Source organism: Rossellomorea aquimaris (genome assembly GCF_020171925.1).
GTDB classification, from domain to species: Bacteria; Bacillota; Bacilli; order Bacillales; family Bacillaceae_B; genus Rossellomorea; species Rossellomorea aquimaris_F.
The window spans coordinates 222,336-248,219 of sequence record NZ_JAIVAR010000001.1 but is presented as its reverse complement, the minus strand read 5'-3'; the positions used below and the strand labels follow the sequence as shown (position 1 = coordinate 248,219).

The 25,884-nt window shown below is 43.6% G+C and carries 22 protein-coding genes; all 22 read right to left on the bottom strand.

Annotated features, from left to right (window positions below):
• Position 1: 1 nt before the first annotated feature.
• The 22 genes from LCM10_RS01225 to LCM10_RS01120 all read right to left on the bottom strand — a co-directional run bounded on the left by LCM10_RS01225 (position 2) and on the right by LCM10_RS01120 (position 25,736).
• Positions 2–1,744 (bottom strand): 2-oxoacid:acceptor oxidoreductase subunit alpha, encoded by a 1,743-nt coding sequence (locus LCM10_RS01225; protein ID WP_224874010.1) that lies wholly within the window; start codon positions 1,742–1,744, stop codon positions 2–4.
• Between the two features lie 609 nt (positions 1,745–2,353).
• Positions 2,354–3,277, bottom strand: a complete 924-nt coding sequence (locus LCM10_RS01220) for a dipeptidase (protein WP_224874009.1) — start codon at positions 3,275–3,277, stop codon at positions 2,354–2,356.
• Positions 3,278–3,516: 239 nt separating this feature from the next.
• Positions 3,517–3,777 (bottom strand): stage V sporulation protein SpoVS, encoded by a 261-nt coding sequence (gene spoVS, locus LCM10_RS01215; RefSeq protein ID WP_224874008.1) that lies wholly within the window; start codon positions 3,775–3,777, stop codon positions 3,517–3,519.
• Positions 3,778–3,912: 135 nt separating this feature from the next.
• The gene (locus LCM10_RS01210; protein WP_224874007.1) at positions 3,913–4,716 is read right to left on the bottom strand and encodes a TIGR00282 family metallophosphoesterase; all 804 of its coding nucleotides are present in this window, start codon (positions 4,714–4,716) and stop codon (positions 3,913–3,915) included.
• Between the two features lie 154 nt (positions 4,717–4,870).
• Entirely contained in the window at positions 4,871–6,430 is a 1,560-nt protein-coding gene (gene rny / locus LCM10_RS01205; protein WP_224874006.1) for a ribonuclease Y, read from the bottom strand.
• Between the two features lie 332 nt (positions 6,431–6,762).
• Entirely contained in the window at positions 6,763–7,800 is a 1,038-nt protein-coding gene (recA, locus tag LCM10_RS01200) for a recombinase RecA (protein WP_224874005.1), read from the bottom strand.
• Between the two features lie 310 nt (positions 7,801–8,110).
• Positions 8,111–9,346 (bottom strand): competence/damage-inducible protein A, encoded by a 1,236-nt coding sequence (locus LCM10_RS01195; RefSeq protein WP_224874004.1) that lies wholly within the window; start codon positions 9,344–9,346, stop codon positions 8,111–8,113.
• 189 nt (positions 9,347–9,535) lie between these two features.
• Positions 9,536–10,114, bottom strand: a complete 579-nt coding sequence (gene pgsA / locus LCM10_RS01190; protein ID WP_224874003.1) for a CDP-diacylglycerol--glycerol-3-phosphate 3-phosphatidyltransferase — start codon at positions 10,112–10,114, stop codon at positions 9,536–9,538.
• A 56-nt stretch (positions 10,115–10,170) separates the two neighbouring features.
• Positions 10,171–11,067, bottom strand: a complete 897-nt coding sequence (locus LCM10_RS01185) for a helix-turn-helix domain-containing protein (protein ID WP_224874002.1) — start codon at positions 11,065–11,067, stop codon at positions 10,171–10,173.
• A gap of 19 nt (positions 11,068–11,086) precedes the next feature.
• Positions 11,087–11,878, bottom strand: coding sequence for a DUF3388 domain-containing protein (locus LCM10_RS01180; RefSeq protein WP_224874001.1), 792 nt, complete (start codon positions 11,876–11,878; stop codon positions 11,087–11,089).
• Positions 11,879–12,082: 204 nt separating this feature from the next.
• A complete protein-coding gene (locus LCM10_RS01175; protein WP_224874000.1) occupies positions 12,083–12,340 on the bottom strand; it encodes a DUF3243 domain-containing protein in 258 nt (85 codons plus the stop codon).
• Positions 12,341–12,419: 79 nt separating this feature from the next.
• Positions 12,420–13,136, bottom strand: coding sequence for an elongation factor P 5-aminopentanone reductase (gene ymfI / locus LCM10_RS01170; protein ID WP_224873999.1), 717 nt, complete (start codon positions 13,134–13,136; stop codon positions 12,420–12,422).
• Positions 13,137–13,196: 60 nt separating this feature from the next.
• Positions 13,197–14,486: an EF-P 5-aminopentanol modification-associated protein YfmH gene (gene yfmH, locus LCM10_RS01165; protein WP_224873998.1), complete on the bottom strand. Its 1,290-nt coding sequence runs from the start codon at positions 14,484–14,486 to the stop codon at positions 13,197–13,199.
• A 2-nt stretch (positions 14,487–14,488) separates the two neighbouring features.
• A complete protein-coding gene (gene yfmF / locus LCM10_RS01160; RefSeq protein WP_224873997.1) occupies positions 14,489–15,763 on the bottom strand; it encodes an EF-P 5-aminopentanol modification-associated protein YfmF in 1,275 nt (424 codons plus the stop codon).
• Between the two features lie 298 nt (positions 15,764–16,061).
• The gene (locus LCM10_RS01155) at positions 16,062–17,021 is read right to left on the bottom strand and encodes an ABC transporter permease (RefSeq protein WP_224873996.1); all 960 of its coding nucleotides are present in this window, start codon (positions 17,019–17,021) and stop codon (positions 16,062–16,064) included.
• The gene (locus LCM10_RS01150) at positions 17,022–18,071 is read right to left on the bottom strand and encodes an ABC transporter permease (RefSeq protein ID WP_224873995.1); all 1,050 of its coding nucleotides are present in this window, start codon (positions 18,069–18,071) and stop codon (positions 17,022–17,024) included.
• The gene (locus tag LCM10_RS01145) at positions 18,064–19,599 is read right to left on the bottom strand and encodes an ABC transporter ATP-binding protein (RefSeq protein WP_224873994.1); all 1,536 of its coding nucleotides are present in this window, start codon (positions 19,597–19,599) and stop codon (positions 18,064–18,066) included. Before LCM10_RS01145 ends, LCM10_RS01150 begins: the two co-directional genes overlap by 8 nt.
• A 271-nt stretch (positions 19,600–19,870) precedes the next feature.
• Entirely contained in the window at positions 19,871–20,965 is a 1,095-nt protein-coding gene (locus LCM10_RS01140) for a BMP family lipoprotein (RefSeq protein WP_224873993.1), read from the bottom strand.
• A gap of 53 nt (positions 20,966–21,018) precedes the next feature.
• On the bottom strand, positions 21,019–21,744 hold the full coding sequence (locus tag LCM10_RS01135) for a GntR family transcriptional regulator (RefSeq protein ID WP_224873992.1): 726 nt from the start codon (positions 21,742–21,744) through the stop codon (positions 21,019–21,021).
• A 501-nt stretch (positions 21,745–22,245) separates the two neighbouring features.
• Positions 22,246–24,606: a DNA translocase FtsK gene (locus tag LCM10_RS01130; RefSeq protein ID WP_224873991.1), complete on the bottom strand. Its 2,361-nt coding sequence runs from the start codon at positions 24,604–24,606 to the stop codon at positions 22,246–22,248.
• A gap of 189 nt (positions 24,607–24,795) precedes the next feature.
• The gene (locus tag LCM10_RS01125; RefSeq protein ID WP_224873990.1) at positions 24,796–25,002 is read right to left on the bottom strand and encodes a YlzJ-like family protein; all 207 of its coding nucleotides are present in this window, start codon (positions 25,000–25,002) and stop codon (positions 24,796–24,798) included.
• On the bottom strand, positions 24,999–25,736 hold the full coding sequence (locus LCM10_RS01120; RefSeq protein WP_224875562.1) for a ClpP family protease: 738 nt from the start codon (positions 25,734–25,736) through the stop codon (positions 24,999–25,001). The genes LCM10_RS01125 and LCM10_RS01120 overlap by 4 nt, the downstream gene beginning before the upstream one ends.
• Positions 25,737–25,884: the final 148 nt, after the last annotated feature.

Below are 25,884 nucleotides of genomic sequence, written 5' to 3'. Positions count from 1 at the left end.
ATCAGTTCAACTCCTTACATCTTGTATAAATTTCTTGTGGTAAAAATGGCGTTCCATCGTATTTTGTAAGGTTCTTGATTTTCCTGCCATAGCCAACGTTCATTTTAATGATGCTTGCCAGCTGGCCAGTTGCATTATGTTCAATAACCGCCACTTTCTTCGCTCTCTCCATCAAAGGCTCGAGTTCCTCAGCCGGGAAGGGATGGACAAGGCGGATATGGGCATGGTTCACTTTAATTCCATCTGCTTCAAGACGTCCCATGGCTTCTTCAATGACGCCGCGAGTGGAGTTGAATCCGACCAATAATAGATCCGCCTCTTCATGAGGGGCATGAATATGGATCGGTTGATTAAAATTGATTTTTTCGATCTTACGCATACGCTTATCCATCTGCGCTTTCCGATTTACCGGAGATTCAGAAGGTTTTCCCGTTTCGTCATGTTCGACGCCGGTCACATGGTGAATCCCATTTTTCATACCAGGTGTAACACGTGGGGAGACGCCATCTTCCGTGACTTCATATCGCTTGAAGTATTTTTTCGGCTCGAGTTCTTCGAGTTGGGATTCATTTTCAATCAGCTTGCCTCTACGAATTTCCACTTTACTATAGTCAAGGGGTTCGACAGTCTGCTTGCCCAATGAAAGCTGAAGATCGGACAAAATGATGACCGGACATTGATATTCTTCAGCAAGATTGAACGCTTCGACAGTATCATAAAATGCTTCTTGAACAGTACTAGGTGCCATGACAATCTTCGGTATTTCACCATGTGTACCGTAAATCATGGCCATTAAATCTGATTGCTCCTGCTTTGTAGGCAATCCTGTCGATGGTCCCCCACGCTGGGTATCGACGACCACAAGCGGCTGCTCTGTCATTCCTGATAGACCGATCGCTTCCATCATGAGTGAAAGCCCAGGACCTGCCGATGCTGTAAACGAACGGATCCCTCCGTAATTCGCCCCGATCGCCATGGTTGCCGCAGCAATCTCATCCTCTGTCTGGATGACCGTCCCTCCGACCATAGGTAACTTCTTGATTAGGTACTCCATGATCTCAGAGGCAGGGGTGATTGGATAGGCGGCCATCAACCGGACGCCACCTGCCAAAGCCCCTAACGCGATGGCATCGTTTCCGATCATGAACATCCGTTTCTTGCCGTCTGCTTCTTTCAATTTTAGAGAACCGACTTTTTCTCCAAGTTCGGATTTCATCTTTTCAAATCCTTGCTTGATCGCTTCCATATTCTTTTCAACGACCGTTTCACCTTTTCGACCGAAGATTTCTTCCACTACTTCCTTGAATACATCGGGCTCTAGGTCCAATACAGCACATGTGGCTCCGACTGCGACCATGTTTTTCATCAAGGATGTCCCGAGTTCAGTGGCAAGCTCTGTAAACGGCACGATGTACAACGACGCATCTGTATCCTCCGGTTTTTCCGGTTTGAACTTCGCGTCAGCAATGATGACACCTTCACTATGTAGTTCTTTATAGTTTACATCAATCGTCTCCTGATCAAATGCTACTAAAATATCTAAATCATCCGCAATGGCCCGAACCTGACTTGTGCTCACCCGGATTTTATTATTTGTATGTCCTCCCTTGATACGCGAGGAGAAATGGCGGTATCCATATAAATAATAGCCAAGGCGATTCAATGCCATCGAGAAAATTTCCCCGGTGCTCTCAATCCCTTCACCTTGCTGTCCGCCAACCTTCCATGAAAGTTGTTCTTTCATCTATTACACCCCTTCTTACAGGTCTCTTATTTTCAATCACATACCTGGATTCTAGTAAAATCCTCAGAAAGATGAATGGTAATGATTTCTCTCGTACTCTAAATAAGTTTATCACTTTTTGTAGTAAATCACTACCGTCTTGATTTACCCCCATTAAAAAAGAGACTGGGACATAACTAAGAACTCTAAAAATAAAGACAATCAATATCAGTTCCAGTTTTTAATACCGCTAATGATTTCCGTGCAAAACTTCGCTTTCCGCGGGCGGTTGGTGAGCCTCCTCGTCGCATTCGCTCCTGCGGGTTCGAAAAGCGGAAGTGGGCGTTTTGCTCCCTTTGAAAAATGTTCTTCGCCTTTAGAGGCGTTTTGTGCCTCAAAAGGCGAAGGTTAATTTTCAAACGGGAGCAGACCACTGGAGCTAGACACGTCTCACCTAACTCGCTTTTCCCGCAGGAGTCTTCGTTTTGCACTCCAATCAACCGCTAGACAGAGGTAAATCTAGTCGTACAGTTATACAAATAGTTAAAAACCCGAAAGATTTGTCGTCAAACTCACAAATTCGTTCGGGTTTTTCTTTGTTTAAAACACATTTGTCCCAGACCCATTCTGCTAAAATGATATTCGTTTGTGGAAATTTCCAAATAAGAAGTTCTCAATCTGCCTGTCATTGTAATATCGTTGCAACGTTTCAATCAAATTATCGTAATACCGGTATGACGACAGCCCTTTCACCGTCTGGTCAATCCCGTCAAAATCCGAACCGAAACCAATATGATCTTCACCACCCAAACTGCAGATATGTTCCACATGCCTGACGATATCCGTTAATTCTGCATTCCCTTTTTTGTTTAGGAACTGGGGGACAAACGTGATGCCTATTACACTATCTTTTTGGATGAGAGCCTCTATTTGATCATTCCTTAAGTTCCTTGGGTTCGGACAGATGGAGTATGCATTTGAATGCGAAGCAATCGGATAACGCGCAACTTCGATCAAATCCCAGAAGGATTTTTCACTCAGGTGGGAAACATCGGCCCACATCCTTTTTTGATTGAGGAATTCGGCCATTTCATATCCGAAATTCGTCAATCCACCCCCCCTTGGTTCCAAAGCACCGTCTGCTGCAGCATTTGCCCAGTTCCATGTTAATCCGACAGACCGGACTCCTAGGCGGTATAGGATCTCCAACTTACCTATGTCTTCCTCCACTGCTTCAGCACCTTCGAGCGTTAACATGGCACCAATTTCATGTTCTTTCAGATTGGCGATCTCTTTCTTGGACGTAACGAATTTCACATCTGGGTGCCGATCGATGATTCGATTATGGAAGAGATTCACCATCTTCAAAGCCGCTTCGAATCTTTGGCCTGCTTTTAAGTAGGAGGGTATATAAATGGCGAACAACTGAACCTTGCCGCCGATTTCTTTTAGTTGCGGATATGTAATGTGCAAGTCATCCTTGGATTGGAATGAAAGTTTATCGGGATCGATGTAAAGTTTCATTAAAACATCGCAGTGAGCATCAAATATCATTCATTTCCACCCCTTCTCTATTCTACGTATCTTATGTATCGGTTATCTTAAAGTTTCTCTCATTCCAGCGTACCTGCTATATCAGTGAAGTGGCTTTAGGAAGGAAATATAAAAAGGCTGTCCAATAAAGGAAATCTTTAACGAACAGCCTTCTTCAACCATATATTCCCGAATTTAAAGGACGGGAAAATCAGTATATTACGATTACACGGAACAACAATCAGTTCGGCGTTTTCCCGTTATCTCGGTTCCACGATCAACTTTATGGCCGTTCGTTCTTCCCCTTCAATCTGTATATCTGTAAATGCCGGGATACAAATTAAATCTAAACCACTGGGAGCAACAAATCCCCGTGCTATGGCAACTGCTTTGACAGCTTGATTCAACGCTCCTGCCCCGATTGCCTGGATCTCTGCTCCCCCTCTCTCACGAAGAACACCGGCAAGCGCACCAGCTACAGAATTAGGATTAGATTTTGCTGAAACTTTTAATATTTCCATTCCTTTTCCTCCTTGTCATTTCCCCCATACCGCATGTCCGTGGTAAAGAACAAACTTGGTATAAATGATTCCACTGCTACTATATTCAAGAAATGGACAATTCATTCCGGTATGGTTGAAAAAGGAACGAAAACATCAATATTCAGCCATAAAAGGGTGATCCTCATTGATCAAAATCCGCTCGATACGTTTCGCTTTTCCGGATTTATGATCAACATCAATCAAACATGCACTTAAAATCTTTCGTCCATCTTTCGGTACCTCGAATCTCACAGGGAGACTCGTTTGAAATCTCTTCAATACGGATTCCCGATTCATACCGAGCACTTCATCATAAGGGCCTGTCATGCCGACATCGCACATAAAGGCTGTCCCATTAGGCAGGACTCGATTGTCTGCGGTCTGAACATGTGTATGTGTTCCGATGACCGCTGATACCCTACCGTCCAAATGCCAACCCATAGCCTGCTTTTCACTAGTCGCTTCTGCATGGAAATCAACAAAGATTACGGATGTTTTCTTTTTTGCTTGATCCACTAATTCATCCACGATTTTAAAAGGATCATCAAGCGGAGGCATAAACGTCCTACCTTGTATATTAATGACAGCCACCGTCTTGCCGAATGCCTCTCCGAAAACAAGTCCGGAGCCTGGTGTACCTTCCGGGAAATTGGCCGGGCGCACCAATTTCTTTGAAGAGTCGATGAAACCGAAGATCTCCTTGTTGTCCCATGTGTGATTCCCCATTGTCACCATATCGGCACCGTCCTGCAGAAGCTTTTTATAAATCTTTTCCGTAATCCCTCTACCTGACGCGGCGTTCTCACCATTTACGATGGTAAAATCCGGCTGATGCTTTTTCTTGAGTTTCACCAGATATTCAGAAATCATTTCACGGCCCATTGAGCCGACTACATCTCCAACAAATAATAGTTTCATGATAATTCCTTTCTTCATATGTATTTGAATCTGTATCGTTATGTCGTTTATTGTATCACATTTAACCTTTTAACTATTCATACATCCATACGGTTGGAATACAAATAAAAAAGCTGACCCCGAAAGGAATGGTTCCTTTCGGGAGTCAACCTCATTATTTCGCATATTCCACGGCCCTTGTTTCACGGATGACCGTTACTTTAATGTGACCAGGGTAATCCAGTTCATCTTCGATTCTCTTACGGATATCCCGTGCCAATCGGTGGGATTCCAAGTCGTCGATGGCTTCCGGCCTTACCATGATGCGAACTTCACGTCCTGCCTGGATGGCAAAGGACTTCTCGACTCCTTCATAAGACTCTGAAATCTCCTCCAGCTTCTCAAGGCGTCGAATGTAGTTCTCAAGGGTTTCGCTTCTCGCTCCAGGTCTCGCCGCAGATAAGGCATCTGCTGCTGCTACAAGTACAGCGATGATTGAAGTAGGCTCTGTATCACCATGGTGGGAAGCGATACTGTTGATGACAACAGGATGCTCTTTATACTTCGTTGCAAGTTCTACACCGATTTCCACGTGGCTTCCTTCCACTTCATGGTCAATCGCCTTACCGATATCGTGCAGCAATCCAGCACGCTTGGCAAGTCTTTCGTCTTCTCCAAGCTCGGCTGCAAGCAGCCCAGAAAGATGGGCGACCTCGATTGAGTGCTTCAATACGTTTTGACCATAACTTGTACGGTACTTCAAGCGGCCAAGGATCTTGATCAAATCAGGATGCAGTCCATGGACTCCAACCTCAAAGGTTGTCTGTTCACCGATTTCCCGGATATACTCGTCCACTTCCCGGCGTGATTTATCGACCATTTCTTCAATTCGTGCAGGGTGGATACGTCCATCCTGTACTAATTTTTCTAAAGCAATTCGAGCGGTTTCCCTGCGGATCGGATCAAAACCGGAAAGGATAACCGCTTCAGGAGTATCGTCAATGATTAGATCGATTCCTGTCAATGTTTCCAGCGTACGAATGTTACGTCCTTCTCGCCCAATAATACGACCTTTCATCTCATCATTCGGCAGATTCACAACACTAACCGTCGTCTCCGCCACATGTTCTGCGGCACAACGTTGAATTGCAAGTGAAAGGACTTCTTTCGCCTTCTTGTCGGCATCTTCCTTCGCACGTGTCTCGTGTTCCCTGACCATGATGGCAATATCATGGGAGAGCTCATTTTCAACACGGTCCAGGATGATTCCCTTCGCTTCATCACGAGTCAAGCTTGAAATACGTTCAAGCTCTGTTTGCTGTGATCGTACCATCTCGTCCACTTTGCTTTCCATCTCTTCAATATGTTGTTGTCTTTCGTTAAGAGCTGCCTCTTTTCTTTCCAGTAAAGCTTCACGCTTATCAAGCGTATCGTCTTTACGGTCGAGGTTTTCCTCTTTTTGCATTAAACGATTTTCTTGTTTTTGCAATTCATTTCTTCGTTCACGAAGTTCATTTTCCATTTCAGTGCGAAGTCTATGATTTTCGTCCTTTGCTTCCAATAGTGCTTCTTTCTTCAGAGCATCCGCCTCGCGCTTAGCATCTTCTAAAATCTGCTCTGCTGAACCTCTGGCACCAGCAATCTTTGCTTCAGCAATGGACTTACGAATAAGGTATCCAACAACTACACCGACGATTAGGCCAAGCAAAATGGAGATGATTGTAATAGGTTGCATTATTTCACCTCCTCTTGCTATGAACTTTCATCATGTCTTTTACATGTCGGCTTGTACATTGCTCATTTGAACTCAATATACAGCGCTAGGCTTTCAAATATTCATTCGAAAAATTTGTAAAATATACATGTTAATTTTAAATCTCAGAAAATTTATTGTCAAGGGGTTGTCCTGTCTAACACTGGATTTACAAAGGAATTCTTACCTTTCGACAAAATCCGATAAAAACCAGCTTGTTTGTTAACATAATATAATTATGTTCATCATGGGAAATTTGGAGTAAAAAATAAAGAGAAGCAAGCATGAACCTGCTTGCTTCCCCACTGTCAAACTTAATCTTCCAATAGATTTAGTTCGCCTTGATCTTCCGCTTCCGCCGCACCTGTGTCCAATCCGTAATGTTCACGGATCTTCAACATGATTTCGTTGCGGATTTCAGGATTTTCCTTCAAGAAAATCTTCGCATTTTCACGACCTTGTCCTAGGCGCTCTTCGTTATAAGAGTACCAAGCACCGCTCTTCTGGACGATATCAAGCTCAGAGCCCATGTCGACAATTTCCCCTTCTTTGGAAATCCCTTGTCCGTACATGATATCCACTTCCGCGACACGGAACGGAGGAGCGACTTTGTTCTTCACGACTTTGATTTTCGTTTTATTACCGACCATTTCGTTTCCTTGCTTAAGTGTTTCGGCACGGCGTACTTCCAAACGTACGGAAGAATAGAATTTCAACGCGCGTCCACCAGGAGTCGTCTCGGGGTTTCCGAACATGACCCCGACCTTTTCACGGATCTGGTTGATGAAGATCGCAATTGTTTTTGATTTATTGATGGCACCCGATAGTTTACGAAGTGCCTGTGACATCAAGCGGGCTTGAAGACCTACGTGTGAATCTCCCATTTCCCCTTCGATTTCGGCTTTAGGAACAAGCGCTGCCACAGAGTCGATAACGATGGCGTCCACCGCACCGCTTCGTACCAATGCTTCGGCAATTTCAAGTGCCTGTTCTCCCGTATCAGGTTGAGAGAGCAACAGTTCGTCTATGTTCACACCAAGCTTCTGTGCATAAACAGGGTCAAGTGCGTGCTCGGCATCGATGAATGCTGCCTGGCCGCCTTGTGCCTGCACCTCAGCAATTGCATGTAGTGCTACAGTTGTCTTACCTGATGATTCCGGTCCATATACCTCGACGATCCTTCCACGTGGGTATCCGCCAACTCCGAGAGCCGCGTCAAGTGCAAGTGATCCACTTGGAACGGTTACTACTTTTCTGTCAGTTTGTTCCCCAAGCTTCATGACAGAGCCTTTTCCAAATTGTTTCTCTATTTGTTTCAACGCCATATCTAAGGCTGCTTTACGATCGCTCACTAATCTTCCTCCTTTGAATATAAGACTTCAAGACAACTTATAAGCTTGTCTCAAATCCAACCTATCTATACTATAAACCATGTTTTAAGAGAAAACAAGAAAAAAATCGAACATCCATTCGGTTTTTATTTTGGCAGTTTACTTGATGAATTTTGTTCAAAGCTCTTCCCTCAGGAGTCTTCGACTTACACTCCAATCAACAATTAGAATAGGTAACTATCAGCAATATTCTTTAACAAATCCGTTCGACTAAAAAAGAAAACTGCCCCCTTTTTGATTTCTCAGGGGAGGCAGATTTCTAGAGAAGCATTCATGATAATTCTTTTAATAAATAATGCCAGCCATATTTCGCTGTTCTTTTACGGTTGGAATTCCTTCCTCCGGCGAGGTTGAGGAGAAATGCCTTTGTGCCCCTGCCCTTGATGGAAAGCCCGACCCAGACAGTGCCAGCCTTTACTCCGTCAAGATCTTCAGGGCCCGCCACTCCAGTGAAACTGATTCCGATATCGGATGAAAATAAACTCCTCACGTTGTCCGCAAGTTCCACCGCAGTTTGTTCACTGACTGCTGTGTACTGTTCGAGTGTATGCTCCTTAACGGATAACACGTTTTTCTTTATGTCATCCTGGTAACATACCACTCCTCCTTTTAATACATCGGATGCGCCTGATATCGAGGTGATCTCGGATTGAAAAAGGCCGCCCGTCAAACTTTCCGCACATGCCAGAGTCAACCCTTTTTCCCTTAATACCCTCATCCCGACTTCAACCAGGGAGTCCCTGTCATACCCGTAGAAATAGTCTCCTGTGATATCCAGGATCTTTTCTTCCACAGCATCAAGCAGGGAGGCTGCCACTTCTTTTGACTCATGCTTCGCCGTCAAACGCAGCGTGACTTCCCCATCTCCTGCCAGAGGTGCGATCGTGGGGTTCGTCTGGGCGTCTATCAAGTCTTCCAGTTCGGTCTCCAACTGCGCTTCACCGATTCCAAAGAAGCGGAGGACCCTGGAAGAAATGACTTCCTTCCTTTTAAGCGTATGTAGGATAGCTGGAATCCCATACTTACTGAACATGGGGCGCATTTCCGAGGGAGGTCCGGGAAGCAGCATGTAAAGTGTATCTCCCTTCTTATAGAGCATACCAGGGGCCATGCCATGTTCATTCTTCAAACTTTTAGACCCATCGAGTATGAGTGCCTGCTTTTCATTATTCGGTGTCATTTCCCGATTCGTTTTTAGGAAATACGACTTTATCGACTCCAAGGCCTCTTCATCCATCGATAAACTTGTCCCAAGTACGCGGGCGATCGTTTCTTTCGTTAAGTCATCCTTTGTCGGTCCAAGCCCTCCTGTGAAGATTAGAAGATCGGCTCTTTCCTGTGCAACTTCAATGGCTTGTGTCAAACGGGCCGGATTGTCCCCGACGCTTGTATGGAAAAATACGTTGACACCGGCCTCAGCCAACTGCTCCGAGATATATTGGGCGTTGGTATTGGCAATTTGCCCTAACAATAATTCAGAACCTACTGCAATGATTTCTGCATTCATGCCCTTTCCCCCTTCTTGGATAACGTATCATTAGTAAGAATGATCTTCTCCTTTTCCAGAGACCATCCTCTTAGACCTTATTCTCTTTTAAGCTATACCCATATAGAAAAGAGATGATTCATGTTGAATCATCTCTTATAGATTATACCCGTATGTCACAGTCGTCCAGTTAATTGACTACGCCATCCCTTATTTGGAATTGACGAACGCCTGCTTATTATGTTTGAAATAATCCCATCCGGACCAGATCGTAAAGAACATGGCTACCCATAATGCAATCGTGGCAAATGGAAAATGGATTAATTCAAAGATGGCATTATGGAGCAATAGGGCTGATATCGCAATGATTTGCGCCCAAGTCTTGATTTTCCCAAGCTGACCCGCTGCCACCACTTCTCCTTCTCCTGCCAGAACAAGACGCAATCCGGTAACGGCGAATTCACGGCTGATGATGATAATGACGATCCAGGAAGGTGCAAGGCCGAGCTCGACCAACACAATCAACGCTGCAGATACCAATAGCTTGTCTGCCAATGGATCTAAGAACTTCCCTAAGTTAGTGACCATATTGAGCTTTCTTGCATAATATCCATCGATCCAATCGGTGGTCGACGCGATAATGAAAATCAATGCGCCAACGAAATGTTTCACCGGCATTTCTGCCCCTAAAAAAAGGATTTGTCCCCAGTTCAATGGCGCAAGCATGATGAGTAAAAATAAAGGAATCAAAAAGATTCTTGAAATTGTGATCTTATTAGGTAAATTCACCTTTCTACCTCCAATGCATAAAACAGAATGGTTAATGGGTCAGTCCAAGAGCCGCATCACTGTGAATCTGAAGCTGTGTATTGAATGACGATATCCTGTCTGACTGTATCAGTCGGGATTTCATATTCCAGCAGCTCTCCATTGACGATGATATCAGTGTTTGCAGCATTGCCGATCACAAGATACGCTTCGGTGTCGGATGACAGGTCAATCTCTTTCTTATCACCTTCATAAAGCATGCCTTGGAACAAGGATTCTTGCTTTGAATTTTCAACAGACACCCAGGCATCCCCTTTGGCTGCCAATTCGATTTTGAACGGTTTGGCGTCTTTCAATTCATACGTTGTGACCGTTCCTTCAGTCTTGACCGCTTCTAGTGACTGTTCGACACTCTTATCTTCGTCCTTGCTTTCTTCTTTGTCTTCTTTTGTAGACCCGCCATCGGATTCTTTATCATCTGCCGCTTCATTGCTATCGGCTTCTTCTTCAGGTAAATCCTTTTGGTCGACAGCGACTGGTTCTTTATCGGCTGTATCGGCGTTATTAGATTCATCGCCTACCTTGGTTTGCACGAATACCCACAGGGCGATCAAGAGACCGATGATCAATAAAGCGACCAAGAGCTTCGGAATGACATCGAATACCTTTGATGAACTACCCGAGACACCTTTCCGCGATTGTACGCGGGAAAGATTGACTGGGATTTCATCATCATATGTGGCTGGGATTTCATCCTTGTATTCATCGAAGATCACTTCCGGCTGTAAGCCGACAGCTTCACAATATTGCTTGATGAAAGCACGTACATAGAACTTTCCAGGCATGATATCGTAATTACCTTCTTCGATACCGATCAAATATCTTTTTTGTATCTTTGTAATTCTTTGCAAGTCGTCCAGACTATAATCCTTGGCCTCGCGTGCTTCCTTCAGACGATTTCCTAATTCCGTCACTATTTAACACCTTCCAATATTAAAAATCAAAACCTCCAAAATCCGAATTTTGAAAAAGGTTATTTTGTTCCACAAGTTCGTATGTAATTTCTTCTTCGGGATTGTTTCTAAGTTCAATGATGTAATCAAAGTCATCTAATGTGTATTCAGAGTTTTGCACAAAGACATCTGGGTGTTCGATGACTTTAACGGCAGAAAGACGCATGATTTCCCTGACGAGCTGCCAATGCTTCTCACTGGCCCGCCTTGTTGAAACAATCCCATCGAGAATGAACAAGTTATCAGACGAGTATTCGTCTTCAATCAGTTTGCTTCGGATTGTCTGCTTCAACAACGTGGAAGAAACGAATAACCACTTCTTATTGGCACATACGCTTGCTGCAACGACTGATTCAGTCTTTCCGACCCGGGGCATGCCCCTGATGCCTACAAGCTTATGACCTTCCTGTTTGAATAACTCGGCCATGAAATCCACTAACAAACCGAGCTCATCGCGTACAAATCGAAATGTCTTCTTGTCATCTGCATCGCGTTGAATGTATCGCCCATGTCGTACGGCGAGCCTGTCCCTCAATTTAGGTTCCCTTAATTTGGTTACATTAATCGTATCCATTGTTTGTAGGATTGATTCCAGGCGGGTGATTTGTTCTTCGTTGTTAGCAAGAAGGAGCATTCCCCTTCTCCCTTCATCGACACCATTTATCGTTACGATGTTAATAGAGAGCATCCCTAATAATGATGATATATCACCTAAGAGGCCTGGTCGATTTTTCTGTATTTCATATTCTAGATACCATTCTTTTCGATCCACTATGATACCTCCCGAAATTCAATGAACCAACATAATCCGACAAGATAGGGGTTTATCCGATAATTAGTCACGAAACATCTAGCTTATATAATAAATGATTTTCATGTATTAGAAAAGGAAAACCTAAAGAAAACGTGTAATTTCTGCTGATCCCGCTCATTACTCGGAAAAGGCATAGGAAAAGGAGAGGAAAATTCCCTCTCCTTAACGAGTACCGTTATTGTTCACTAGCTTCACCATCATGTTTGCAATGGAATGCTGTTCTTCAGGAGAAGCAACAGACCATAAATCAGCCAAAACCTTTTCTTGATCATTTTTCGGCTCAACCTGTTTAGCGAGGTAATCACCGATTTGGTATGCTAAATCGGAAACCGTTTCGTTTTCCATTCCACCATGCTGTGCTTGATTAAGGCGATCCCCTAAAAAGTTTTTCCAATCTGACCAATTATCCAATACAGACATTGTCATGTACCTCCTCTTAATTGAAATACAATGTTAGTTTGTATCAAGGAGGAAAAAATATTCGCTACAAATGAAATTATTACGTGTGCCAGCCTCCATTTACAGCCAAAGTCTGTCCGGTTATGTAAGATGCATCATCGGAAAGTAAGAAACAGATGGAAGAAGCGATTTCTTTACTGTTGGCAAGCCTCCCCATCGGGATTTCGTCACTGACTTGTAGGAGATCTTCTTCTGAAAAAGACTCCATCATATTAGTGGCAACCGCTCCAGGGGCAACGGAATTGATCCTGACCCCGCTTGGAGCCGTTTCTTTGGCAAGGGCCTTGACGAAGGATAGCTGAGCACCCTTCACTGTCGAATAAATCACTTCGCAAGCACCTCCGATTTGTCCCCAAATGGAGCTGACGATCACGATATTCCCCTTATTCTTAAGCAGGTTAGGAAGTAATCCCTGTATTAAGAGCATCGGGCTTTTCACATGGATGTTGATCATTCGATCCATTTCGAGTTCGGACTGATCTTGAAACAACCCCCAACCAGCCACTCCGCTTGCGTAAACAATGGCATCGATACGGAAGATGGAATCAATGATGCTTTGTACCTGTTCCGGTTGGGTCAAATCCGCTTGAATGGGGATTGCCTCCACTCCAAGGTTCGTTATTTCAGTCATCAAGTCTTCAATCCCGTCCCGATCGGAGTGGTAATGAAGATAAAGATTCCACCCTTTCTTTGCAAGGGTGAGGGCAGTGCTTCTGCCAATACCTCCTGAAGCTCCTGTAATCAGAGCAAATTTCATACATTCTCCCCCAAACATAGATAAGAACCACCCCCGCAACAAGGGCAGTTCCTCTCTTGATTATGACTTTGGCACCACTTGACAAACAGTGAAACGTTCTTCACTGATGATGTAGTCTGCCACTTTTTGAATATCTTCAGACGTCAATGATTCCAGAGTAGGCACGACATCGAAAAGGTCCATCTCATTAAATGCATAACGCGTAAACTGGTTGGCGATAAATTCAGGTGAATTCACCGCTCGAAGGAAAGCACCTATTTTCTTCTTCTTTGTCCTCTCAAGACCCTCTTCGGTGAAGAGCGATTCCGCCTTTGCTTTCAGTAAAAGCTCTTTTAATTTATCAGCCAGTAAGTCTGGCTGATCGGTATCCCCTCCAACGGTTACGAACCCGAATCCGTTTTCCTGGGTATAGTCATAATGGAACGTCTCATCAATGAGTCCTTCATTATAGAGGTCAAAATAATAAGTTGAGCTCTTTCCGAACAAAAGGTCCAATAGGACATTCATTGAAAGTTCCTGCCTAAGCATTTCCTTCCCTTGCTGCGTCGGTTCAGGTGCTTTTAGACCGACCAGACATTTAGGGGACTGAACATTCATTTCGAGGACTTGCTTTGTTTCTGCTACTTCTGCCGGTTCATCTTCGAATCGTCGTTTGATTTCCGGCATTTTTTCATACGGTTTTTTGTCCTGATTCGAACGGACCTGATCCATGATCTTCTCAGGATCGACCGGACCTACGACGAACAAAAGCATATTGCTCGGGTGGTAGAAGGTGTTGTAGCATTGGTACAACATATCTTTCGTGATTGGAGTGATTGATTCAATCGTACCGGCAATATCGATTTTTACAGGATGGTTTTTATACATATTTTGAATGACCCCGAAGTATAAGCGCCAGTCAGGGTTATCATCATACATGGTAATTTCCTGTCCGATAATGCCTTTTTCTTTCTCAACTGTTTTCTCTGTGAAATATGGATCCTGTACAAAATCGATCAAGGTTTCAAGATTTCTTTCTACATCACTGGTGCTTGAGAATAAATACGCCGTTCGTGTAAAGGAAGTGAATGCATTGGCAGAAGCCCCTTGCCGGCTGAATTGCTGGAACACATCACCATCTTCCTTTTCAAAGAGCTTGTGTTCAAGGAAATGAGCGATCCCATCCGGAACCTTCACAAATTCATCTTCATTTAATGGGACAAAGTTATTATCGATGCTTCCATATTTCGTCGTGAATGTTGCATATGTCTTGTTGAATCCCTTCTTTGGAAGGATGTACACATCTAGACCGTTAGACATTTTTTCATAATAAAGCGTTTCTTGTATTTGATCGAAGGAAATTTTCTTCATTTCTATTCCTCCATTCCTGTTAAGAAGTAAATTGTATCAAGTTCCACTTTGTTGGCTGCCGCTACGATTTCTTCCTTCGTCGTTTTCCCGACCTGCTCCAACCAATATTCGAGATTGATCCGCTCTTTAGCCAGGGCATTATGGTAAAGGACTTCAATTAGTCCCCTTGGTGTATCCACGGTTTCTAACATTTGATTCTTGATGACAGCTTTTGTCTGTTCAATTTCCCCGTCCGTGAAATCACCATTCTTCATCGCTTCAAGCTGTTCACGGATGATCCCTACTGCCTGATCATAGTTTTTAAATTCGATACCTGACATGACCATGAGGAGCCCTTTATGACTTTCCAAACGGCTTGCCGCATAATATGCAAGGCTTGCTTTTTCCCGCACATTGATGAATAGTTTTGAATGAGAGAACCCGCCGAAAATCCCATTGAAGACCTGAAGCGCAAAGTAATCCTGATCACCATACTGTGTATGCGTGCGGTAACCGATATTCAATTTTCCTTGTTTGACATCCTGCTTTTCCTTGACTACATTTTCTGCATCTTTTCGCTTCACTTCAGACGAGTCAACTTCAACCGGTGTCCGTTCATTCATTGAGAACAGTCTGTCGCAGAATGCTTCAACCTGATCGGGATCGACATCGCCAATCACATAAAGGTCCATTTGGTCCTCGTTGATGATCTTTTTGTAATATTGATACAGATCACCTGAAGTAATCGCATCTACATCCTCTTTCTTCCCATTGACATGCAGAGCGAACCTTTCATCCTTACACATCTCTTCTACAAGACGAGAATTCGCATATCTCATTTTGTCATCGTAAACAGCTTGAATCCGCACCTTTTGGTTCCTTTTCTCCTTATCTACCGTGTCATCATGGAATTGATCATTCTCGACGTTTGGATTCAGTACTACTTCAGAAAGGAATTCCAGCCCTTTTTCCAAAAGTGGATCCGAATCCTTCAAGAACTTCTCATTTGCGATTTCAACCGAAAAGCTGACGATATGGTACTCACCTTTTTTCGCTAAATCAGTAAAAAAACTGGCTCCATATAGTCCATCAAGATAAGACCGGAGTTTTGTCGTATTCGGGTAAGTCTTTGTACTGCTTTGCATGACGTGGGGTAAGAGGCCGCGGAGTGTGACCGTTTCGTGCTCCAATGGTGCTTTCAACTTCATGACCAACGTATTCGTCTTATACTTATCCGTTTCCACGATATGTAGTGTGTAGCCCTTTTTCTCCTTCACCACTTCGTTAATATTCGTCATTGTACCGTCCTCCTTGTCCATACTTGCACATTTTTAAACGTTAGTACTCGAAAGATATAAACACCTTTATTGTGCGGTATTTTAATTTAACTATACATGTTGCACTAGAAAGAATTCAAGCATCTTCCTCTGCTGGAAAATTCGACACATAGCATTCTTTCATTATATGTTGTCAGGGACCTGTTCAGAATCGTTCTTTACAACAAACACCCTTATGTTCAACATCACCCTTAATTCACGACTCCAACAAAAAAAGTGCCTCTGTTGTTTTCACAACAAAGACACTTTCTAAATCCGACTAACGGCTTCCTTTTACGTATGGTGTACCCAATGCTTTAGGTGCGTCGGCACGGCCAATGAAGCCAGTGAGTGCCAAGATTGTCAACACGTAAGGAGCAATCAACAAGAATACGCTAGGGATGTTTTCGAACAACGGGATACTGCTTCCGATGATACTTAAACTTTGGGCAAATCCAAAGAATAATGCTGCACCCATTGCACCCAGTGGATGCCACTTACCAAATATCAAGGCAGCGAGTGCCATGAACCCTTGACCTGAGATCGTTGCATGACTGAAGTCAGATGAAATGGACTGAGCATAAACCCCTCCGCCAACACCTGCGAAAGCCCCTGAAATGATGACTCCGATGTATCTCATCTTCGTCACATTGATTCCCATTGTATCTGCTGCCATTGGATGTTCACCGACAGAACGGAGACGAAGCCCGAATGGCGTCTTGAACATGATATACCATACAATGATCGAAACAAGGATGGCAACAAAAGGCGGCCAATAGGTATTTGTAAAGAAGATATCACCGATTACAGGGATTTTGTGGAGAAGTGGCACATCCACTTTCCCAAACCCTTCTGAAATGATGTCGGTTTGACCTTTTCCGTAGATTCGTTTTACCAAGAACAAAGTCAGGCCGATGGCAAGTAAGTTGATGGCAACCCCAGAAACGACTTGGTCGGCCCTGAACGTGATGGATGCCACTGCATGAAGGACAGCAAGCAATGCACCCATGACCATCGCAACCAATAGTGCAACCCAAGGTGTCGCAGCTCCCAATGTATCTGAAAATGCCAGGTTGAAGACGATGCTTGAAAAAGCACCAATGACCATCAGACCTTCAAGTCCGATATTGACGATACCGGATCTCTCTGAAAACGCACCACCCAAAGCAGTGAAAATAAGTGGCGATGCCCATAATAAAGTTGACGGGATTAGAATCAATAAAACATCCATTAAGCTCACTTATTTCACCCCCTTTTTACTGAATCGTTGAATGAGGTATCGAATCATATATCCTGATGCTACGAAGAATATGATCAACGCAATAATGATATCAACCAGTTCATTCGGGATACCTGCTTCGAGAGGCATGTTTAACGCCCCTACTTTAAGCCCCCCGAAGAGTAGTGCAGCAAACACAACTCCGATTGCGACATTTCCACCGAGCAATGCAACCGCGATTCCATCAAAACCTACACCCGTGAAACCACCTTTGATTGAAGCATAACCGAATGTACCAAGTCCTTCCATTGCGCCGGCTAGACCAGCAAAGGCACCGGAAATAACCATTGATAGGATGATATTCCCGTTGACATTCATGCCCGCATATTGAGATGCATGCTGATTGAATCCAACTGAACGAAGCTCATATCCTCGCGTCGTCTTTTCAAGCAAGAACCACATGATGAATACGCAGGCCAGGGCAATGAAGACTCCCCAGTGTAAACGCGAATAATCTGTCAGACTCTCAAAGAAAGGTGACTTCAAGGAAGCCGACTCAGCAATGTAATCCGTACGATCCGATCGATCGGTCAATACATCACGTATGATGGAGTTTGTTACGTGTAACGCAATGTAGTTCATCATGATCGTGACGATGACTTCATGAACGCGATACTTTGCCTTCAATAATCCAGGGATGAATCCCCATAAGGCACCTGCTAGTGCAGCTGCAATGATTGCCATAGGCAAATGAATGATTTTTGGCAGATCATCAAAAGCGACCCCGACCCATACAGAAGCCATCCAACCTACAATCAATTGTCCCTCTACACCAATGTTGAAAAGTCCAGTTCTGAATGCGAAGGCCACAGCCAGTCCAGCTAGGATATAAGGTGTCACCTGTCTGATGGTTTCACCTACATAATAAATATCACCAAAAACCCCGAGCCATAAAGCTTTGTACCCTTCTACAGGATTATAACCGCTGACAAGCATGATGATTGTTCCAACTATGATGCCTAAAAGGACAGAAATGACCGGGATTAATATGTTTGTTAATCGATTAGACATGTGCGTTTTCCCCCGTTCCCTTTCCTTTTGAACCTGCCATCAATAGACCGAGTTCCTGTTCGGTTGTCTCTTTCGGGTCTACGATGGCAACGATTGTACCTTCATAAATGACGGCAATACGATCACTGACATTCATGATTTCGTCCAACTCAAATGAAAGCAACAATACCGCTTTCCCATTATCCCTCTGTTCTATCAACCTTTTATGAATGAATTCTATTGCACCGACATCCAGTCCACGTGTCGGCTGGGCAGCAATTAACAGATCCGGATCACGGTCGATTTCCCGGCCGATGATCGCTTTTTGCTGATTACCGCCTGACAATGCGCGTGCCAGCGTGTATTCGGTCGGTGTACGTACGTCAAATTCGCCAATCAGTTTCCTTGCCTGATTATAAATGTTTTTATAATTCAAAATCCCCTTACTTGAATATGGCTTTTGATAGTATGTCTGAAGAACCATATTCTCGCCAATAGGAAAGTCGAGTACCAATCCGTGTTTATGACGGTCCTGAGGAATATGTCCCAGTCCGGCTTCGTATATATTCCTTGGCTTCATGTTCAAGATTTCCTTGCCATTGAGTTTGATTGATCCACTATCCGCTTTGTGCAGGCCAGTGATTGCCTCGATCAGTTCGGTTTGACCATTGCCATCCACCCCGGCAATCCCTAGGATCTCTCCTGCCTTGACTTCCAGGCTCAAGTCTTTGACGATCGGCACATTCCGATTATCCTTCACGTTCAAGCCTTTCACTTCAAGAACATTCCCGGCAGGTGATGCGTCCGTTTTTTCTGTCTTGAATGTCACTTCACGCCCCACCATCAGGCTGGCAAGATGATTCGGATTCGTTTCAGAGACTTTCACTGTCCCGATCCCTTTCCCCTTCCTGATAACGGTTACATTATCACACACTTCCATAATCTCTTTTAGCTTATGAGTGATGAGAATGATTGATTTCCCCTCTTTGATCAAGGTTTTCATGATTTGAATAAGTTCTTTGATCTCCTGCGGGGTCAAGACTGCAGTCGGCTCATCGAAGATCAGGATGTCCGCTCCCCTATATAACGTTTTAAGGATTTCGACCCGTTGCTGCATACCAACTGAAATTTCTGAAATTTTCGCAGAAGGATCAACCTTCAGTCCGTATCTTTCGGATATTTCCAATATATCTTTTTCTGCCTTCTTAATATCGACGGATGCTCCAGATTTAGGTTCACGTCCAAGGATGATATTTTCCGTGACCGTAAATGTATCAACAAGCATAAAATGCTGATGCACCATCCCAATTCCGAGATCATTCGCGATGTTCGGGTTGGTGATATTCACTTTTTCACCTTTGACTCTGATTTCACCTTGCTCCGGCTGATAAAGTCCAAATAAAACGTTCATAAGCGTTGACTTACCTGCACCGTTTTCACCAAGAAGCGCGTGAATTTCACCTTGTTTCAGCTGGAGGGTGATATTGTCATTTGCCACGATGCCGGGGAATTCCTTACGGATGTTCAACATCTCAATTACATAATCCATTGCTTTCACTCCTTGCTTTGGCTGGGGATAATACATTTAGTAGTTAGAGGTCAGACCTTGATTCTTCATAAAAAAAGGGGTATCCCCTTTTAAAACTCTAAATGAAAGATAGAAGGAATCTTCTATGCTTCAATTAAAGTTTTAAACTTTTAAAATTCTACGAAACCATCCCATTCGGATTAGTTCGAAATATCCAGGATCTTTCTAAAGAAAAAGGGATAAGAGGCCGGCATTCCATGGCCCGCTTATCCCGGTTTGTGCTATTTGAGGATTACTCTGCAGAGAAAGATTTCGCTTCATCTAGAGATTCTGGAACTTTGATATCTCCGCTTGCGATTTTTTCTTTCCACTCATCCACTTTCGCCATAACTTCATCTTTGTTTGAAAGTTCAGTGTTAAGTTCAGCAAGACCTACACCATCTTCGTTAAGACCGTATGAAATGACTTCGCCACCAGGGAAGTTACCTTCCTTTGCCTTATTTGAAAGGTCTAGAACTGCGTTATCAACACGTTTCAAAGAAGAAGTCAATACGATGTTATGGTCTCCAACTTTACCTTCAGCGGATTGATCAGAGTCAACACCGATCGCCCAGATTTCACGGGATGGATCCTTTTCCTTTAAGTCACGTGCTTCTTTGAATAAACCATTACCAGTTCCACCCGCTGCGTGGAATACAACATCTGCATTTTGAGAATACATTTTAGAAGCGATTGTCTGACCAAGTTCAGCTTTATCAAAAGCACCAGCATAATCAGAAATAACTTCAGCATCAGGATTAACGGCTTTTACACCAGCTAAGAAACCAGAGTGGAAGCGCTCGATTACAGGAATCTCCATCCCACCGATGAATCCGATTTTGTTTGTTTTAGTCGTTAGGCCAGCTACCACACCAGCAAGGAAAGATCCTTCCTGCTCTTTGAATGTGATGCTTGCAACGTTTGGCTGTTCCACTACAGCATCCACAATCGCAAAGTGTGAATCTTTTTGCTGCTGCGCGATATCATTGATTGCGCCTTCCATTAGGAAGCCAATTCCATATACTAAGTCAAAATCTTGACGAGCTAATGTGTTTAAGTTTGTAGCATAGTCTGCATCAGATTGAGATTGAAGGTAATCATAACCTTGTTTCCCTTTTTCCAACCCGTTCTCTTCACCGAAAGCTTTTAAACCTTCCCAAGCTGATTGGTTGAACGATTTGTCATCTACTCCACCAACATCCGTAACCATTGCTACTGTGAATTGATCTTCTTTACTCTTGCCTTCACCAGATGAACCTTCTTCTTTATCACTTGAACCACATGCACCTAAAATCGTACCTGCTGCAAGAACGAAAGACAGCGCTAAACCAAATTTACGCTTTTTCACCGAGAGTACCCCCCAAAAAGTTTGTTGTAATAAATTAGTAGTAAGATTGATTGCTAGACACGCTTTCTTAAGACATGGAAACTGAATTTGTCCGACCTGAAATAATTCACTGAATATAGAATCGGCTCATCATTCTCGTCAAAATGCATTTGTTTGAGAACGAGTAAGGCCGTTTCAGGTTCACAATGAAGGATCGGGGAAATCTTATCATGATAACCAAGCGGTTCAATCTGCGCGACAGCATGTGTGATCCTTCTATTCTCCCGTTGTTCCAATACAGAGAAGATCGAATTATCTTCGTGTGTGAAATTGCGGGTCAGAATCCGCTCGGGGATTTTGTCCACACAATACACGACTGGTTCACCATTTGCTGTTCGAACACGTTCAACCAAAATCATGTCTTCCTCTTCCTCGAGTTGAAACCTCTTCAGATCATCCTCAGTTGCGTCTTGAGTACTTGAGCTTAAGAAAATGGTTCCTGGCTCCATCCCAGCCTGTATGATCATGTTGGATACACTGTTCAACTGCTCAATCCCTGATGTGAACAGGGGTTTAGCGTTTACAAACGTACCAACACCATGTCGGCGGATTATGACACTTTCTTCCTCAAGTATCCTCAGCGCTTCCCTGAGGGTCGCCCTGGAAACACCCAGCTGTTTGGAAAGGTCAAATTCTGAAGGAAGTTTTTCTTTTTCTTTATAAACCCCTGCATCAATATCCTTTTTCAAACGGTCAATAACTTGTAAGTATAAATGTCGATTGTCTGTTTTTATCGTCACTGGAACCACCACCAATTTTTCTCAAGACATCAGACCTCTGATGTATATCTTTCCTACTAATCGAAAATACTATAACACTTTTTATTTAATAAATAAATAGCATTATGTGATTTTGTCGAAAAAAAAGAGCAATATGGCAATTCAGAAAACTATATTGGTAAATAATAGGCTAAAAATCCTATTTTTTTAAAGTAAACATGAAGATTTTTTCAATAACTTTACATAAACAGCCTTTTTCACGATTTTGTTAACAAAAACGAAACAATCAGTCACTATATGTAAGCGCTTTTATTAGTATAACACATTAGTGGATAAACTGAATTGGAATCTTTTGCAATCGTTTTCCTTTCTTCCAAAACCGCCTGATTACCTCTGTTTTTTTTCATTATGCCCCATAATTTTTTGGTCCTTTTCTCACCTTTCATCGAACGACATATTTTCACAGATTCCATCAAAAAAAGTGAAGCTCCACCTGGAACTTCACTTTCTAAGCTGTTTATATCATGCATTTTGTTCTTCTGAAGGTTTCCCCACCAGGACGGTTCTCGGCTTACTGCCCTCATAAGGTCCAACGACCCCTCTGACTTCCATCTCATCAATCAATCTGGCAGCCCTTGTATAGCCGATCCTGAATCTCCTTTGAAGCATGGAAACAGACGCGGTCTGCATCTCTGCAATCAATTGGACAGCATCTTCATACAATTCATCCTCTGCTTCCCCACTGCTAGCTTCTTCTGGAATATCATCCGGGATCATTTCTTCCTGATACTGCGCCTTTTGTTGTGAAATAACGAAGTCCACCACTTCTTCCACCTCTTCATCCGATAAGAAAGCACCCTGAACCCTTGTCGGCTTTGAGGCACCTACCGGCATGAAGAGCATATCACCACGACCCAATAGTTTCTCGGCACCTCCCGAGTCAAGTATGGTCCTTGAGTCGGTTTGGGATGATACGGCAAACGCGATCCTTGAAGGGATGTTCGCTTTGATCACCCCGGTGATGACATCCACTGATGGCCTCTGGGTAGCGATAATCAAGTGGATACCAGCTGCACGGGCCATTTGGGCCAGCCTGGTGATGGCATCCTCGACATCGTTTGAAGCCACCATCATCAAATCGGCCAATTCATCGACGATAACGACAATATATGGAAGCAGGGGCTGCTTCTCTTCATTTTCGATATTTTGTCTTTTCACATAATCATTATACCCTTCTATGTTCCTCGTACCTGTGTGGGAAAATAATTCATACCTCCGCTCCATCTCACTGACTACTTTCTTCAATGCCTGTGATGCTTTCTTCGCGTCGGTCACAACAGGTGCGAGCAAATGCGGTACTCCATTATAAACATTTAGCTCGACCATCTTAGGGTCGATCATCATCAGCTTAACTTCATGGGGTTTTGCCCGCATCAGGATGCTTGTTATGATTCCATTGATGCAAACACTCTTTCCACTTCCGGTTGCTCCTGCCACAAGAAGATGGGGCATCTTATTCAGCTCTGCGAGTACAGCTTCCCCTGTTATGTCCCTACCCAGTCCTATCTGCAGTTTCGAGTCAGGCTTATCATGCTGTTTTGACTCGAGCACTTCACGTAAAGAAACCATCGCAACTTCAGAATTCGGCACTTCGATCCCGATAGCTGACTTTCCTGGGATCGGTGCCTCGATTCGGATATCTTTAGCTGCCAGTGCCAATGCCAGGTCATCACTCAAGTTTACAATCCGGCTCACCTTTACGCCCACATCCGGATGGACTTCGTATTTGGTGACGGCAGGGCCCAGGTGGACCTGAGTGACTTTTGCTTTCACACCGAAACTTTGGAAAGTCCTTTCAAGCTTAGCTGCATTTGCATGGATCAACTGATACTCATTGCTTTGGTCCGTTTGTTTAGGACTTTTCAATAATGCAAGGGATGGAAGCTTGTAATCTTTATTTTCCACTTCAGTGAACGTGATTGGAGGAGCTGTATCCACTTCACTCTCTTCATCCTTCATATTTTGAGCTGATGCTTTTTTCTCGTCTTGCCCGTTTGAAGGGGTCAGGACCTCTTTCTCAGGGGTTGTTCCCCCATAAGCTCTTTCTGCGAAGTTCGAAATAATCGGTTCCACTTTTTTATCTTCCTGTTGATCAGGTAGCTCGAGCGCAGGCTCTTTCTTCACTTCATCTTTACCTTTTGGTTTTTGCGGTTTTTCTGCCTTTTTCTTTTCTTTCGATTCCTTCCATTCATTCATATCATTTTTGAAGGCCTCCCACTGGCCTCCCAAAAACTCACGGAAACGGATCCCAAATTTACCAAGTACCTCACCGAGTGACTTCCCTGTTACCAGGATGATCCCGATGATGATGAACGTCGCACTTACGATTCTCGCTCCTTGTGAATCGAACAAAAAATAAGAAACTGCGAACAGTACGCTTCCAATCATGCCTCCACCGAGGTCCGACGTACTGGTTTCACCATTGACATCCATCCAAAACAGGTCCCACGTATTCATGATCACACTTGGGTTATTAAACGACCCTTCATTGGATAATAAATCGAATAATTTCACATGGCTCAATAGTAAAAAGCTTGCGATAATAATATAAAGTCCAATTAAACGACGGCTGAACAACAGCGGTACCTCACGCTTGATCATCAAATATCCAGCAATATACAGTACCCATAATAACGCAGCCATATACCATTCTCCAAGAAAGAAACGAAAGAAGAACACGAATGCCTTTCCTACCGCTCCCAGTTCAATGATCGAAATCAAACTCAAGGCTACCAGGGCAAGGCCAGTGATTTCATACTTAATTGTTTTCTTCAGGGTCGTACTTGTTGTGGAACGCTTCTTTCTCTTTTTTCGTTTTGCCAATTGCTTCACCTAAATTCTTTAAGTTCTTGGTTGTGCTATGTAATTGAAGAAAGGGCTGATCACTTGCGGCATTTCACATTGCCTAAGGTGTCAGACCCTTCACGTCAAAAGTATGTTTGATGGTACGAATATGTTTCTTCCACATTTATTATAGCATATCCAATATTTACAGAGAATCCTCTTTATTTCTTAAAACGTGATATATTCACCTGGACAAATTGTCCCGTCCAGATAATGGGCCGGGTCACTACTCATGATCCGGACGATTCTGTATCGATCATCAGCTTTCTGCACCAGCATGGGGATCCCCTGATGTTCCATCATCATCTGTCCAGTGAATTCTGATGCATCGGTCGGATAGATCTGTTCTTGAGGAACGGTCGTATATAAAATCATTGAATCAACCCTTCTTTTTCATCGCTTTGCTTCTTGATTTCAATCAATTCATTCAGTTTCTTAATGGCAGCACCAATTCCCCCGATTCCGTCAATCAAGCCATATTCGACTGCATCATCACCGACTACATTCGTTCCTATATCACGTGTCAGGTTGCCTTTGGCGAACATCAGGTCCTTGAATGCTTCTTCAGAAATATTACTATGTTTTGTGACGAAGCTAACAACGCGTTCCTGCATTTTGTCAAGATACTCAAACGTTTGCGGTACACCGATGACTAGACCAGTGAGACGCACGGGATGAATCGTCATCGTCGCCGTGCTGGCAATGAAAGAATGGTCACATGAAACAGCGATCGGCACCCCGATGCTGTGCCCTCCTCCCAAGACGACGGATACAGTTGGTTTTGAAAGGGAGGCAAGCATTTCCGAAATGGCAAGTCCCGCTTCCACATCTCCGCCGACTGTGTTGAGGATGACCACTACCCCTTCGATCTTAGCATTTTGCTCTATGGCTACAAGTTGAGGAATCACATGTTCATATTTTGTTGTCTTATTTTGTGGTGGCAGCTGCATATGTCCCTCAATCTGCCCTACGATGGTCAGGCAATGAATATTGGAATCCTGTGAAAGCTGAGGTACATTCGTCTGTCCCAGCTGCTGTATCTTTTCCATCAGTCCGGATGGTTTGTCTTTACCATCCTCTTCTGCTTTATTTGGCTGATCCTGATTCATGTTTACATGATTCTCCTTCATGTCGTCATCTCCTTTTTATTCCACATCTCTTGTTATTATTCAAAGAAGAGACCTTTTTCATACTATCAATCGTACCCTCAAGAACAAAGTTCCCACTTAAAAATCAACGTCCACATCTCCCTTCGTA

Bases quoted from the DNA above. Each gene is read 5' to 3' on its own strand.
- LCM10_RS01225 (WP_224874010.1), bottom strand. From the start codon at position 1,744: ATGAAAGAACAACTTTCATGGAAGGTTGGCGGACAGCAAGGTGAAGGG.
- LCM10_RS01220 (WP_224874009.1), bottom strand. From the start codon at position 3,277: ATGATATTTGATGCTCACTGCGATGTTTTAATGAAACTTTACATCGAT.
- spoVS (WP_224874008.1), bottom strand. From the start codon at position 3,777: ATGGAAATATTAAAAGTTTCAGCAAAATCTAATCCTAATTCTGTAGCT.
- LCM10_RS01210 (WP_224874007.1), bottom strand. From the start codon at position 4,716: ATGAAACTATTATTTGTTGGAGATGTAGTCGGCTCAATGGGCCGTGAA.
- rny (WP_224874006.1), bottom strand. From the start codon at position 6,430: ATGCAACCTATTACAATCATCTCCATTTTGCTTGGCCTAATCGTCGGT.
- LCM10_RS01195 (WP_224874004.1), bottom strand. From the start codon at position 9,346: ATGAATGCAGAAATCATTGCAGTAGGTTCTGAATTATTGTTAGGGCAA.
- LCM10_RS01175 (WP_224874000.1), bottom strand. From the start codon at position 12,340: ATGTCTGTATTGGATAATTGGTCAGATTGGAAAAACTTTTTAGGGGAT.
- ymfI (WP_224873999.1), bottom strand. From the start codon at position 13,136: ATGAAATTTGCTCTGATTACAGGAGCTTCAGGAGGTATTGGCAGAAGC.
- yfmH (WP_224873998.1), bottom strand. From the start codon at position 14,486: ATGAAGAAAATTTCCTTCGATCAAATACAAGAAACGCTTTATTATGAA.
- yfmF (WP_224873997.1), bottom strand. From the start codon at position 15,763: ATGACGAATATTAACGAAGTGGTGAAGGAGAAAAAGGGCTACACACTA.
- LCM10_RS01150 (WP_224873995.1), bottom strand. From the start codon at position 18,071: ATGTCTAATCGATTAACAAACATATTAATCCCGGTCATTTCTGTCCTT.
- LCM10_RS01145 (WP_224873994.1), bottom strand. From the start codon at position 19,599: ATGGATTATGTAATTGAGATGTTGAACATCCGTAAGGAATTCCCCGGC.
- LCM10_RS01125 (WP_224873990.1), bottom strand. From the start codon at position 25,002: ATGATTTTATATACGACCGTTCCTCAAGAACAGATCTATCCGACCGAT.
- LCM10_RS01120 (WP_224875562.1), bottom strand. From the start codon at position 25,736: ATGAATCAGGATCAGCCAAATAAAGCAGAAGAGGATGGTAAAGACAAA.